Here is a 14,374-nt window from a genome sequence, read left to right as displayed (position 1 = left end):
AAAGCCGCGATGAACCTTTTATTTTTCTCGTGAGCGCTTCAAGCTGGTTTTAGATAATATTAAACAGACACGTAAAGCGAATATTTCAGACAAAGTTCGCTTGCTTCAAGACGGCTTAGATCAAAATACACCAAAGACCGGCATGTTGGTTTATCACCCTGTGTTTGAAGGCGAAAGCGATAATCTACTTGGCGTTGTGATTGGTGTGGTTCGTACCACATACTATTTTGAGAAACTTCTGGCATCTACTGTCGGCGATATGGACGTTTATGTGCGTGTTACCGATAGCGGTTTTGAAGCTGAAGATGCCCCGATAATGTTCGAAACCAATGGTTATGAAGCGGTAACTGGGCAGCACATTACAAAGACGATTACATTAACTAACCGTGAATGGATTATCGACTTCAAGATAGATGCATGTATTTCATTTAATGGTTACTTAGTGTTGGCGGGAATCGGCATAGTTGGTACCACTATCTCATTACTGCTTGCTTATATTGTGAACCTGCAAATTCGAGAGAAAGAGCGCTTATATCGAATGATTGATGAAAGAACAGAAGAACTTCGCTTTCTTGCCAATCATGACAGTTTAACGGAAATTTATAATCGCCGAGCTTTTAATAAGATGCTTGGTCAATCGATACAAAGCGATAAGCCGTTTAGCTTAATAGTGTTTGATGTTGATAAGTTTAAAGAGATCAATGATAAGTTTGGGCACCCAGCCGGTGATGCGTTACTTATTCATGTGATTAAGGTTATCTCAGTGAGCTTGAAAGAGGGGGATAACCTGTTTCGTATAGGTGGAGATGAGTTCTGTATCATTTCTAGTATTACAAACCATGAAGCCTTAGAACGATACTTACAATGTATTCTAAGAACAGTGAGCCAGTCTCATTGTGAGCACAAAGGTCGACAGCTCAGTTGTACTTTGAGTATTGGTGCTGCTATTTACGCTAATGAAAACACGGAAGAGATTCTGCAAAAAACAGACAGTATGCTCTATCAAAGTAAGTCGAATAGCCGAAATCGAGTGACAATTGCAGGCTAAATGAGCACTTGATACAACTAGGGTCGAGTTCTGTATTGGGCTCATGTACAATTTCACAAAATTTTTGACGAGAGAATTAGGCGACGTATGAATCACAATCGAGTGGTGTGTTTCGATTTGGAAATGTGCTGTTGGAGCGAAGACGGTGTAGGAACAACAGGGGAGATCATTGAAATTGGTCTTGCTGAGATCGATCTTGTATCTGGAACCATCGTGAAGCGCGCACAATACTACGTTAAGCCAGAGAAAGACGAAGTCTCTCTATTCTGTGCCGAGTTAACGGGCATTACACCTCGCAAAATCGAAAAGCAGGGTCGCCCATTAGAGTCTGTTATCAAGTCGATGATTAAGAACTTCGGTGGTCCCAAAAAAATCTACGCAGCGTGGGGACGTGACGACCTTATCTTACACAAAGAGTGTATTGAAAAAGGCATCGAGCCTCCGTTTAGCGAGTTCTTAAACATCGCAACGCTTTACCGTGTTCAGAATCGCTTGAAAGACAAACGCATTGGTCACCGCGCTGCTCAAGAAGCCAAAAATATTGAGTGGGAAGGTCGTCAGCACTCGGGTTATGTCGATGCTTATAATCTTGCGAAACTCACATTAACTATGTTGTAGCTAAATTTTTAGCTCCTCTCAGCCCTGTTTAGTCAGCTTTCAGTTTACCGATTCAAAAAAGCGACCGGTTTCTTAACCCGTCGCTTTTGTTTATTTCAGTTTCCAATTCATTATTTCAGGCACTAATTTTCGCCTAAAACACTTAACTTACTCTTGATGAAGTCACTGTGGTCAACGTAGAGCAGCTCCGCTGTTTTACGGATCACAGAATCTTCGATAGGGTCAATTTCCCCGTCGGCATGCGCTACTTCCCACATCGCTTTGATTAAGTCGATTCGCACTGGCTGAGATAGGTCTCTGAGTTGCGATGTAAAGTCATACAGCGATACTGATTGCTCTACTTTCGGCTCTGCTTGCGCGAGCAGTACCTTTGCTTGTTCTTCATCTAAATCCAGCAAACGCTGCAGAAGCTGTAGCTTAGCGACTCTTTCTGATTCATTGATCTGATGGTCGGCACCCGCGACTTCACACAACAAACTCGCGATGGCGATATTAGGTGATGTGCCTTGGTTTTTGCTTAGGTCCTGGCCTTCAATCAATTGTTTAAACATTGATGTGAGAGAATTGAACATAACGAGCTCCAGTTAAAATTTGTATCGAGTTCCGTAACGCTGATAGCTATCAACTATAACCATAAGCATAACTATTGGGTCTACAGAGTGTGATCGCAAGCGTCTTTACTAAAAACTGACATTACGGATACGCGAGCGATAAGGAGCATTTTATCAATCGGGCTCTGGGAAACGGGTAATTTTACCGTCGCCACTGAGTGTCGTGATCGATTGCGGTTTCCCATCAGTGTCTAGCCTCAATTCTCCAATCGCACTGCGGTTTGAAAGGCGATAGAAGGTCTGATTGTCAGGGCTTCGCTTTTCGATCTTCAAGCGTTTACGCTTAGTGAAGTAGTTCAAAACTGAGCGAGGGCTGTATAACAGGCGGTCCCATACATCGCAGAATTTAAGCAGCGGAGCAGGGAACTGATTTTTAATACCACTGCAGGTGATTTGATAGATGTTCGGGCTGTTGCGACGATACCTAAGCTTGATGTCATAAGCGAAGGAGTAGTGAACATCGCCAGAAAGTACCACGAAGTTGGTCGGTGTTTTGGTATGGGTAAAGATGCTAATTAGCGTATTAGCACTGCCCGGATGTGCCATCCAGTTTTCAGCGTCAATCACTAATGGCTTGCCGATTGTGGTCGCCATCTTTTGCAGTGTTTCAATAAACTTCACGCCAAACATCGGTGCAGCAGAAACGATCACCACTTTATCTTGATTCATTAACTGATGTTGAAACTCAATCAAGGCTTCCCAGTCCATTAAACCTGAAGGCTTGTTCATGCGCGACTCGGAACGCCAACGACGCGTACGAGTATCCAACACAATGACTTTGGGTGAGGTATCTATTGTGTAATGCCACTCTTCAAAGCGACTCAGCATCTCAATAAAGGCTTGATGCTTGTCTGGCTCGATGTTGCCAATAGAGTGAGTAGTCGCTGCATTGCCGGCTTCATTATGAGTTTGTTTACTAATGCGCGGTTGTTTAGTAATGAGCGGTTGAGCGACAAAAAGCTGTTTTGCTTGCTCGATAAACGTTTCATCGAAGCTCTCCGGTTTGTTACCCCAACCTTGACACATCCAGTAAGCCGCAAGGCCGTTACCAATGACTTGGGTCGCGAACTGGTTTTGGTCGACGGCATGCTCCCAACCCACGGTAAGGTTCCAATCATCCGTCACATCGTGATCATCGAAGATCATGTACGTTGGAATATGCGCGAACAGACGTTGCACTTGCGGTAAGCCAGCAATGAAATCATCCATGATGACGCTTTCATCACGCCATTGTTGCTGCTCAGTCGGTGTTAATTGGCGTCCACCTTGAGTGAAGTTATTCTCAATTAAACGCTCTCGATTGACGCATTGCCACAGTGTCGGAGACCAAACCAATAAGTACATCGCGATAAACTCAGACAGCGTGACCAAGTGGTTTTCACAATCGGTAGAGCTAAAAATCGGCACGCCACGGTTCGGGAATAACTTATCGAGCATGGATTCTGAAGCTGTGTGGTGCGGCAAATAGTGATGACGCTGGTATAAGTGGTATTCACTGTTATACAGAGCGTCACTGTTGTTGATTTGTTTAATTTGCGAGTCAGTCGGTAAGCTTTCGCCTACAAGGCCAAGCAGGTGAATCACTTGTTGAATAGCATCAAGTGTTGGGCCTGCCACATGGTCGGCGTAGATCTGATCGCCGCTCATCATCAGCATGTCGGGTCTTTCAGCGACGGTTTGATCGGCCATCTTGTTATCGGCTGCAATTAGGCTGTCTTTGCTTGGATGATGCGGGTTGCGGCAAGAGCCATGAAGAATGTAATCAGCTGAGATCGATATCTTAAACTCAACGCGAGATTTACCGTTGTAAACAAGGTGAGGGGCGAGCTCTTTTAGTGAACCTGACTCTGTGTGAATGTCATATTCAAGCAGCGTATTAGTCGGAAACTCACCTTGTAAGCGAATTAGCGTTATCCACGCATGTGTACCGATTTGAATCGAATCATGTTCTTCAAGCGATGAGGTATAAAACGGCTGGTCTTGTGCTGCTTCAGAATCGTCTATTTCTTGAGTATGAAGCTCGGCTCTGCCTGTAAGAGGCGAGCTGGTGGCTAACCAAAGTACCACTTCAGTCGCGGTGGTTTTTCTTAAAATGGGTCCGGCGAGTAACAGGGGAAGAGATGATGTCGTAGAGGGTTTCAATACGGTACCTAAAATCGTTGGTGGCTAGTCGTCGTGGTGTTCTTTTGTTTCGATCTTATTTGTGTCTGGCTTTGTGGTTTCAAGCGTTGATGCTTCAAGTTCTACTGAGTCAGATTCTGTTGATTCAAGAACTTCGATAACTTCTGAGCTAGAAAGTTCATGGCCCATTAGAAATATTGCCAAAAGGGCATCGGCTTTGGTCTTGGTATCGGAAGGCTCGTCTAATAACAGTTCGAGCTTTTCTCGAATCATAGCAATCTCGTGCTCAACAAAGCCACGGCCTTCTTCATCCCCTTGATTGTCTTCAGGGGCATTATCGAATTCAAGAAATAGCATGTCACCGTCTAGGTTGGTATCCACCAAACGCTCAGGCAACCACGCCTCACCCATAACAATATCTGGATCGGAATCTTTGGGTAAGTGATCTATAATGTTTTGTAATTCGGAGACTTTCACAATACTTTCATTTAACCGAGAATATTCTACATTGTAACGGTCAATGCCGAGCAAACCTAAAAATAGTTAGCCGTCATGGTTAATAAATGTCTAATCAGTAACACAATATTTTTTCAAAGAGTAATTACACAAGAATGAAGCTCAAATATTTACCGACTCTTCCTTCATCTGGATTGGTTTTACTAGGTAGCGCTTTCCTAAGTGGCATTTTCGTAAGTGCTAATGCGTGGGCCGCTGAAGAGCAAGAGTGGGGCATCGCTGCAATGTTCCGTACAGCAAGCATCCCTTATGACACGTCTGGTGGCGACCAATCGGTTAGCTCATTCGTACCGATGCTGTTTTTCAAGAACGATTATGTGTTTATTGACGGTACTGAGATGGGGGCATACCTCTATCAAACTGACGATGAGAAGTGGTCTTTCAATGCTATCTCTCGCATGCGCTTTATTGATATTCCTGCATCTGAGCAGAACGCGATTGAAGGCGATACGGCGGACTTTGGTGCTCAACTGACCTACCAACTTGATGATTCTTGGTCTGTCGAGACGGAGTTAATGAGCGACAGTGAATACAACTTCCACGGTAACTTACGAGCTAAAGCCAAGTATGAAACTGGAGATTGGGAGTTTTACCCGAGCGCGACGCTGCGTTATAAAAGTGCTGATTTCAACAGTGAGTATTACTCCGCATCTAATGAAACCATTGGTGCTGGTGTTGACTTAAATGTTGGTGTTGAAACGCGTTACCATGTGGTTTCTAACTTGTACTTATTGGGTTCAACCAGTGTGACTCGATTGGACGATAACGCTTACGATTCTTCGATTGTTGAAGACCGTTATCAGGGGGAATTGTACCTTGGCTTTGGTTTCTTTAACGACAAAGAGAAAGCGCCAAAACCTAAACTGAGCAATGCGCCGTACTTACGTGTCGCACACGGCTGGGGAACGCCATCCAATATTGGCGACATCATGAAGTTCAATCGAGAGAAAGACGAATACAACAACCAGTTGACCTCGTTCTTCTATGGACACCCGTTAACCGATGAGATCTTCGGTTTGCCACTGGATATCTATTTAACCCCAGGTATTGCGCACCACTGGAGTTCAGACGTTCAATCGAGCAGCACCGAATACATTATCGCAATCAAGGCGTACTACACCTTTGATTGGCCAACTCAGTGGCGTGTTGGTGTGGCAGAAGGTATGTCTTACATCGATTCGATTACCTATATCGAAGGCTCTGAGATGGACCGTAAAGGTTACACCGCAAGCCATCTATTGAACTACTTAGACTTCTCATTCGATGTCAACGTTGGCGACTTGATTGGTAAGAATGACTTGAACAACTTATGGTTCGGTTATTCATTGCATCACCGTTCTGCAATCTTTGAAAAATCCTCTCAGTATGGTCGTATCAAAGGCGGTAGTAACTACAACACGGTTTACTTCCAATATGAGTTTTAAGCGCAGTTTTTAACGTTAGCTTTAAACCAGAGTTGACTAAGTACGAATTACATTTGACCGCGCTTTCATAGCTCCTGCGAGTGTTAGCGAGATTAATCAGCCTGATAGCTAAAGGTTTTCCCTTTGCTGTCAGGCTTTTTTGTTTGAGACTTGTGATATAATCGCGCGAGTTTAATAAGTACAAGAATAGGACACGCTTTGACTTCGTCTCCGGAAAAAGCAGATAACAACAAGAATGCAGCACAGCCAAGTTCTTCACAGAGCAAAGCCAAGCCAAACCAAGCGGCATCGAAAAAGTCTGCTGAACAATCAAATACCAAAAAAGCTGATCAATCAGCGACAAACAACAAATCATCTCAGAATAGCCCAGCCTCTCTTCGTAAAGCGCTCAACGAATGTATGATGCGCGATCGCTTCCGTTTGAGTAAGCGAATTGCTGGTGCGAGCAAAATTAAGAACGAACAAGCTAAGCACGCTGTCTTTGATGAGATTGCGTTAGACATTGCTAAGTCGATGATGACGGCAACTCAGCGTGCGGCACAGAAACCAACGATTGAATACCCAGAAATTCTCCCGGTTAGCCAAAAGCGCGAAGACATCGCGAAAGCCATCGCTGAAAACCAAGTGGTTATCGTGGCGGGTGAAACGGGTTCGGGTAAAACCACTCAGCTACCAAAAATCTGTTCTGAGCTTGGCCGCGGCCGCTTTGGCTTAATTGGTCACACTCAGCCCCGTCGTCTTGCGGCGCGTTCGGTTGCGAACCGTATTGCTGAAGAGATGGAAACACAGCTGGGTGAGTTCGTTGGTTATAAGGTTCGATTCAACGACCAGATTTCTGACAATACCCAAATCAAACTGATGACCGACGGTATTCTACTGGCGGAGATTCAACACGACCGTTTCTTAAATCAGTACGACACCATCATTATCGATGAAGCGCACGAACGTAGCCTGAACATCGATTTCATCATGGGTTACCTGAAAGAGTTACTGCCAAAGCGTCCGGATCTGAAAGTGATCATCACGTCGGCAACCATCGATCCAGAGCGTTTCTCTAAGCACTTTAACAATGCACCGATCATTGAAGTGTCTGGTCGTACTTACCCAGTTGATACGCGTTACCGCCCATTAGGTGGTGATGAAAGTGATTCAGACCGCGACCAAATCGAAGGCATCTTTGAAGCCGTTGATGAGCTGTGTGATGAAGGCCTTGGCGATATCTTGATCTTCATGAACGGTGAGCGAGAAATTCGTGATACCGCAGATGCATTAAGTAAACGCGACCTTCGTGATACCGAAATTGTCCCGCTTTACGCGCGTCTATCGGCGGGTGAGCAGAACCGTATCTTCCAGTCTCATACTGGTCGACGCATCGTTCTGGCAACCAACGTGGCAGAAACCTCGTTAACCGTTCCGGGCATCAAGTATGTTATCGACCCGGGTACGGCGCGTATTAGCCGCTACAGCTATCGTACTAAAGTACAACGTCTACCGATTGAGCCAGTGTCTCAAGCGAGTGCAAACCAGCGTAAAGGTCGTTGTGGTCGTGTTGCAGAAGGTATCTGTATTCGTTTGTACTCTGAGGAAGATTTCGAGTCACGCCCAGAGTTTACTGACCCAGAGATTCTTCGTACTAACCTAGCATCGGTTATCCTTCAGATGACAGCGCTAGGCCTAGGCGATATTCAAGCGTTCCCATTTGTTGAAGCGCCCGATAAGCGCAACATTCAAGACGGTGTAAGGCTGCTTGAAGAGCTTGGTGCGATCGCCACCGTTGAACCGTCAGCGAACAAAAACAAGAACCACGGCGACGACAAGAAGAAGCTAACCGCGATTGGTCGTAAGCTGGCAAAACTGCCTATCGATCCACGTTTAGCGCGTATGGTAATTGAAGCGCCACGTAACCGATGCCTACACGAAGTGATGGTGATCGCGTCTGCGTTGTCGATTCAAGATCCGCGTGAGCGTCCATCAGATAAGCAACAATCGTCTGATGACAAGCACAAGCGTTTCTTCGATAAAGAGTCTGACTTCATCACGTTTGTGAACTTATGGGATTACATCAAGCAGCAGCAAAAAGCATTGTCGAGTAACCAGTTCCGCAAACAGTGTAAGCAAGATTACCTCAACTATTTACGTATCCGTGAATGGCAAGATGTGTACTTCCAAATTCACCAAGCAATGCGTGAGCTAGATACTAAGTTGAATACAGAACCGGGCAGCTACGATGGCATTCACATGTCACTGCTATCAGGTCTGCTTTCGCACATTGGTATGAAAGACCAAGAGAAGAATGAGTATCAAGGTGCACGTAATGCACGCTTCCACATCTTCCCTGCGTCTGGCCTATTTAAGAAACAGCCTAAGTGGATCATGTCTGCGGAGCTGGTAGAAACCTCAAAACTTTGGGGCCGTGTTATCGCGAAGATTCAACCTGAATGGATTGAACCGCTAGCGAAACACCTGATTAAACGCAGTTACAGCGAACCACATTGGTCGAAGAAACAAGCAGCGGTAATGGCACACGAAAAAGTGATGCTTTACGGAATCCCAATCGTACCTAAGCGCCTTGTGAACTACGGCGCGATTGATGCAACCGTCAGCCGTGAGTTGTTTGTACGTAGTGCATTAGTAGAAGGTGAGTGGGAAACCAAACACGCTTTCTTCAAGCAGAACCGTAAGCTTCTACAAGAAGTCGAAGAGCTAGAGCATAAATCGCGTCGTCGTGACATCTTGATCGACGATGATGAACTGTTCGATTTCTATGACCAGCGTGTTGGTGAAGAGGCGGTTTCTGGCCGTCACTTTGATACATGGTGGAAGAAGACCAGTCAGAAAACCCCTGAGCTGCTTAACTTTGAAAAATCGATGCTGTTCCGCGGTGATGCTAGCCACGTTACCGATCTGGATTACCCGAACTTCTGGCACCAAAACGGTATTAAGTTGAAACTGAGCTACCAATTTGAGCCGGGCGACGATAACGATGGTGTAACGGTACACATTCCGCTGCCTATCTTGAACCAGATCGACCAGAACGGTTTTGATTGGCAGATCCCGGGTCTACGTCAAGAGCTAGTAATTAGCTTGATTAAGTCGTTACCTAAAACGCTACGCCGTAACTTTGTACCTGCGCCAAACTACGCAGATGCATTCTTGGCACGTGTGACACCGCTTGAAGCACCGTTACTGGATTCTCTTGAGAAAGAGCTACGCCGCATGACGGGTGTGGAAGTGGTACGTGATGACTGGAAGTTAGACCAGATTCCAGAGCACTTAAAGGTAACATTCCGCGCTGTAGATCATCGCAAGCGTAAGCTGAAAGAACAGAAAGATCTGCATGAGTTGAAAGAGAGCCTGAAAGACAAGGTTCAAGAAACGCTTTCTAAAGTGGCAGACGACGATATCGAGCAGCAGAACCTGCACACGTGGAGCTTTGGTGAATTACCAAAAGTCTACCAACAGAAACGTGGTGGCTACGATGTTAAAGCCTTCCCTGCGCTGGTGGATACCAAAGACAGCGTAGAGATCAAACTGTTCGAAACCGAGCAAGAGCAAATCTCGGCAATGAAATCGGGTCAGCGTCGTTTAATCTTGTTGAACGTGCCATCACCGATCAAATACTTGCACTCGAACCTGCCGAACAAATCGAAACTTGGCTTGTACTTCAACCCATACGGACAGGTACTCGATCTTATCGATGACTGTATCGCTTGTGGTATTGATAAGCTGATTGAAGAGAAGGGCGGTTTGGTTTGGGAACCAGAGCAGTTTGAAGCTCTGAAAGAACACGTACGTGCAGAGCTGGGTGATACCGTAGTAGAGATTGCTCAACAGGTTGAAACCATCCTAACCACGGCATTCAGCATCAGTAAAAAGCTGAAAGGACGCGTGGATCTTTCTATGGCATTCGCACTTTCTGACATAAAAGCTCAAGTAGAAGGTTTGATTTTTAAGGGTTTTGCCACAGAATGTGGGTGGAAACGCTTGCCGGATATTCTACGCTATATGAGAGCGATTGAACGCCGCATGGAAAAACTGCCAATTGACCCGAACAAAGATCGTCTTCACATGATCAAAGTTGAGTCAGTAATGAATGATTACAAAGAACTGCTGAATAAAATTCCAAAAGGGATCGCGGTTCCAGAAAATGTAAAAGAGGTGCGTTGGATGATAGAAGAGCTTCGTGTAAGCTTCTTCGCACAGCAGCTCGGTACGCCTTACCCAGTATCAGATAAGCGTGTTAAAAACGCGATTGATGCTTGCTAAAGGAATAAAGCTAGACGCAATGGCAAGGTTTGGGTATAAATCTTGCTTATTGCATTACTAATTGAATAGTTATTACATACAGGGCGACTTGGTGGCAATTTATTACCACTCAAGGCCTGCCACTAGGACGAAAAAGGTCGAATATGAAAAAAACGTTATTGGCACTAGCACTACTAGGTGCATCTTCAACAGCAATGGCTGATTCTTGGTTGTACGGCGGTGTAATGGGTGGTCAAAACTCATTCGCTGGTGAAGATGAAAACGCGGTGGGCATCCACGTAGGTACAGGTATCCTTCCACTAATCGGTGTTGAAGCGGGTTACTGGGATCTAGGTTCTTTCGACAACGTTAGCTACGGCAACCGTGCTAAACAAGGTGTTGACGTAAGCACTGCTTACCTAGCGATCAAACCAAGCATCGACTTCGGTCCTCTTCACGTATACGCGAAGGGTGGTCTTCACTCATACGAAGTGAAAGGCGATAACTTCAAGCAAGACGATGTAGACGTAATGTACGCTGTAGGCGCTGAATACTTTATCTTTGGTCCACTATCTGTAGGCGCTAGCTACCAAAACTTCAAAATGAAAGATGACGACTCTGGCGTTTTCTCTCTAAACGCAACTATCCACCTACTGTAATTAATCAGTAAGGCGATCGTAAATAACGGTCGGTTAGTCGCTAAAGAGTTCGTAAGAACTCAATAAAAAATGCCAGCTTAATAGCTGGCATTTTTGTATCTGTTAACCGGGTAATTGCAACTCTGTTTTCTTCTAACAGGCAGCGGGTAGACGGTTACTTTTTACTGTTCAGAATACGCTGAATTCTTGGGTTAATCGCTTTGCCGTGCTGGCTTTCGTACTCTTCACGTTTTAAATCGTTCAGGTTTTTCACTGAGTTAGCGGCAAGCAGGAATTGCGGCAACTCCGTTTCCAGCATGCCTTTCTCATCTAAACGTTTTGCTTCCAAGTAGTACTTCTTAAACAGACCATCCAGCTTGTTTTCAGCCGTACGCTTCAAGTCATACAGTTTGTTCTGAATCAGCCATTTTTCAATTTTGTTGGCAGCGGTGCGAGACAACACACGGATACGGCTATCCAGCAACTCTTCTTCAGTTAAAGAATCTTTCAGGATCCACAGCTCACCCATTTGCGGCGGCCAGCTGTTGCCAAGCTGAATACGTTCGTGGCAGTGCATTAAAACGCGGTTAAGGCCGTCTGAATCAACAGAGTTGGCAAACTCAATGAACTTACCGCTTGGCTCACTACCGTACTGATATTCCCACTGCGTTTCGTACACGCTCAAGAAAGAGCCGAACACGTGAATACACCAATCGGTTAGTTCCAGCTCTGCAGGATCTTGATCAACAACAGGTACTTGTTGAGACGCACCAGAATCCGCAGCTTGTGCAGCCGCTACTTTCACTTCGGTACTTTGCGCTTCAATCACTTCAGGTACTAATGGACCTGTAGCGTCAGGTACAACAGGTTGAGCTGGCTCAGAAGGTTGGCTTTTTGCCTTTTTGAATGAGCTGCTGCCTGAAGCGTTCAGATGGGCTAAGCTTTTGTCTATACCCATTTCCTTGAGCTTGTCCTGCATTTCCTGAATATTGAGAGGTCTTCTGCTGTTGTTGTCTTTCATTTTGCTTCTCGTTAACTAGCCAGTACTGCAGCTTGGATTCAATCCGAGATAATGGCATTAATTCATTGGCTTTGGCTTTATACCAGAGGACAAATTTCTTCCATACTAAACTATGGTCACCGGTCAAACCGGAGAATTTAAACGCACGTTCTGCCCATGATGGTATCTCTTCTTCGTTGAGATCATGAGTAGAGACGGTGTTGCTGTTCATTGAGCCTCGACCTTGTGGGCGAGGGGCCTGCTGCATGTGTTGCATTGGTGCCGGAGCAGGCTGAAACTTAGGTGCAGGTGCAGGTGCAGGTGCAGGTGCCGTAGAGTAGACCGGAATACTATTGGTCGGTTGAACCTCAACGTGCGCCGCAGTTTGCTCTTGCTCAATGAGCATTTTGAAAACGTGAATCTCTTTTTTATCCCGATAATCTACTTTTACCTTATCGAGAAAACCTTGGTCGACTAAACACTTAAGACAGTCGGCTAAACCAAACGTAGAGAGAGCACAAAGTTGACCTGCTGTTTGTAGGCACACATTGGTGTAGCCGAATTCGTCAGCACCGTCTGCAAGCATCAATAAAACCAGCTTTTCTGCAGGGCTAGAAGTATTCACTTGCCAAGCTAAATAAGAATATTTGGCGCTCAATATCGTGTTCTCAAAAAAGGTAAGTCGTTGTCACTATTGTAAGTCACCCCTTACCGAATTTATAGCAACTTAACAGAAAACGGCATTAGTAAGCCAAATATTGACCATAAGGAGACGTCTGCCCCATAAAGTAAGCCTACAGTCATTCATTCTTGTGGTTTAAGCTAGGAATCATTGGGCATGAATACGCATAGCAGCTTAAAGTGCCAACATTCTTTGTTAGGTTAAGAATGCCCAATTCGCGTCCACATTCTGTTGGTCACAATACAGGTCTTTTTTTAAAGTCTTCTCTTTAGGTCAACTATTGATGATTTTCTTAGCTATATCCCATTTATTCTCTTTCCATTCACAAAATGTATTTAATTTATAAAACCCCTTGATATGATCAATACTTGCGCTATTATGACGATAAGTCAGAAATGACGAAGCGTCACAAAATGGTTAACTACATGAATTTACTATTCGTGTTAATATATTGGATAGGAGTGTTTTAAATACTGGCGAAGCTTAGATAACGGCTAAGCTCATATACGGACTAAAAAATTATGTTTGGCTTTGGTTGTAAAGGCGATAAACAAGGTATCTTTGGTTGCAAAGGCGTGTTGTCTAAAAAGCAGCAGTCTATTGCAGACCGAGAAGTAGAGTTGATGTTGTTAGCAAAAGATCTGGTTCGAGAACAAGGGTTCGGAAACCTCACGATGGACAAGCTAACGGCAGCGAGCTCTTATTCTAAAGGTACGATATACAATCACTTTTGCAGCAAAGAAGACGTCGTTTTAGCGTTATGTATTCACTCTCTCAAGACAGAAGCAATGATGTTTGCTCGCTCTGGAGAGTTTGAAGGCAACACACGTGAAAAGATCGTCGCATTGCACGTTGCTTACCGAATCTATGCTCGCATGGAACCGGTACTATCAACCTGTGCGATCATGGCTAAAAGCCCGTGGGTACTAGAGAAAGCGTCTAGTGCACGCGTCGCCGAGATGAATGAACTGGAAGAGTTGGTGATTGAACAATGCGACTCTATGGTTAACCAAGCGGTAGAAGCGGGTGACCTAAAGTTCTCTTCTGGCGTTGGCTCAGATGCCATCGTTTTTGCTAACTGGTCAATCGCATTTGGTTCAAATGCTTTGTCACAGAATGCATCAAACAGTCATTGTATTAAGCGGTTACAAGACCCGTATTCAGTATTACACAACGCGAACATGATTCTAGACGGCCTCAATTGGCAGCCCCTTTCTAGTGACTGGGATTACCGCAAAACTTGGCGTCGTGTAGAACAAGAACTGTTCAGTGAAGAGATCGCTTACTTAGAGTCTGTAGGTCGATAGCTTCCGTTAAGCCCACAATGTGGGTTTATTAATAACCATTTTTGACGATTCGTCACAAACTTGAGACTGACCGACTGTGGTTGCTGTTTTCTTGAGTGTTTGACTAAGCATTGTGTCTTTTGTCAGCTTCGGCTGGCTTTTTATGACACAAATATGACGAATCG

The 14,374-nt window shown here is 44.9% G+C and carries 10 protein-coding genes and 1 pseudogene; 6 read left to right on the top strand and 5 right to left on the bottom strand.

The features are described 5' to 3' along the window. Positions 1-16: 16 nt before the first annotated feature. Both AB4274_RS19315 and AB4274_RS19310 read left to right on the top strand, forming a co-directional pair. Positions 17-1,048: pseudogene (locus AB4274_RS19315) on the top strand (diguanylate cyclase domain-containing protein); the annotation flags it as partial. Positions 1,049-1,135: 87 nt separating this feature from the next. Continuing rightward, complete coding sequence (locus tag AB4274_RS19310; protein ID WP_017060438.1) at positions 1,136-1,666, top strand: 3'-5' exonuclease; 531 nt, start codon at positions 1,136-1,138, stop codon at positions 1,664-1,666. 122 nt (positions 1,667-1,788) lie between these two features. Here AB4274_RS19310 and AB4274_RS19305 read toward each other — a convergent pair whose 3' ends face one another. From AB4274_RS19305 to AB4274_RS19295, 3 genes are all read right to left on the bottom strand, one after another. Continuing rightward, positions 1,789-2,238 (bottom strand): TerB family tellurite resistance protein, encoded by a 450-nt coding sequence (locus AB4274_RS19305; protein ID WP_102428587.1) that lies wholly within the window; start codon positions 2,236-2,238, stop codon positions 1,789-1,791. 153 nt (positions 2,239-2,391) lie between these two features. Beyond that, complete coding sequence (locus AB4274_RS19300; RefSeq protein WP_372112975.1) at positions 2,392-4,419, bottom strand: alkaline phosphatase family protein; 2,028 nt, start codon at positions 4,417-4,419, stop codon at positions 2,392-2,394. 24 nt (positions 4,420-4,443) lie between these two features. After that, positions 4,444-4,929 (bottom strand): hypothetical protein, encoded by a 486-nt coding sequence (locus tag AB4274_RS19295; protein ID WP_372112973.1) that lies wholly within the window; start codon positions 4,927-4,929, stop codon positions 4,444-4,446. Between the two features lie 80 nt (positions 4,930-5,009). Between AB4274_RS19295 and AB4274_RS19290 the strand changes: the two genes are divergently transcribed. From AB4274_RS19290 to AB4274_RS19280, 3 genes are all read left to right on the top strand, one after another. Then, entirely contained in the window at positions 5,010-6,338 is a 1,329-nt protein-coding gene (locus AB4274_RS19290; RefSeq protein WP_017070881.1) for a MipA/OmpV family protein, read from the top strand. Between the two features lie 198 nt (positions 6,339-6,536). After that, complete coding sequence (gene hrpA, locus AB4274_RS19285) at positions 6,537-10,604, top strand: ATP-dependent RNA helicase HrpA (protein WP_372112972.1); 4,068 nt, start codon at positions 6,537-6,539, stop codon at positions 10,602-10,604. Between the two features lie 143 nt (positions 10,605-10,747). Next, positions 10,748-11,242, top strand: coding sequence for an outer membrane beta-barrel protein (locus AB4274_RS19280; protein WP_017060444.1), 495 nt, complete (start codon positions 10,748-10,750; stop codon positions 11,240-11,242). Between the two features lie 154 nt (positions 11,243-11,396). Here AB4274_RS19280 and AB4274_RS19275 read toward each other — a convergent pair whose 3' ends face one another. Both AB4274_RS19275 and AB4274_RS19270 read right to left on the bottom strand, forming a co-directional pair. Beyond that, positions 11,397-12,179, bottom strand: coding sequence for a hypothetical protein (locus AB4274_RS19275; RefSeq protein ID WP_136974838.1), 783 nt, complete (start codon positions 12,177-12,179; stop codon positions 11,397-11,399). Further along, entirely contained in the window at positions 12,100-12,879 is a 780-nt protein-coding gene (locus tag AB4274_RS19270; protein WP_017068790.1) for a hypothetical protein, read from the bottom strand. Before AB4274_RS19270 ends, AB4274_RS19275 begins: the two co-directional genes overlap by 80 nt. Before the next feature lie 545 nt (positions 12,880-13,424). Here AB4274_RS19270 and AB4274_RS19265 point away from each other — a divergent pair. Next, positions 13,425-14,210: a TetR/AcrR family transcriptional regulator gene (locus AB4274_RS19265; protein ID WP_004741595.1), complete on the top strand. Its 786-nt coding sequence runs from the start codon at positions 13,425-13,427 to the stop codon at positions 14,208-14,210. Positions 14,211-14,374: the final 164 nt, after the last annotated feature.

It is taken from the genome of Vibrio sp. 10N.261.55.A10 (assembly GCF_041470825.1).
GTDB lineage: Bacteria > Pseudomonadota > Gammaproteobacteria > Enterobacterales > Vibrionaceae > Vibrio > Vibrio crassostreae_C.
The sequence above is the reverse complement of the archived record's forward strand: the minus strand, read 5'-3'. Positions and strand labels throughout refer to the sequence as shown.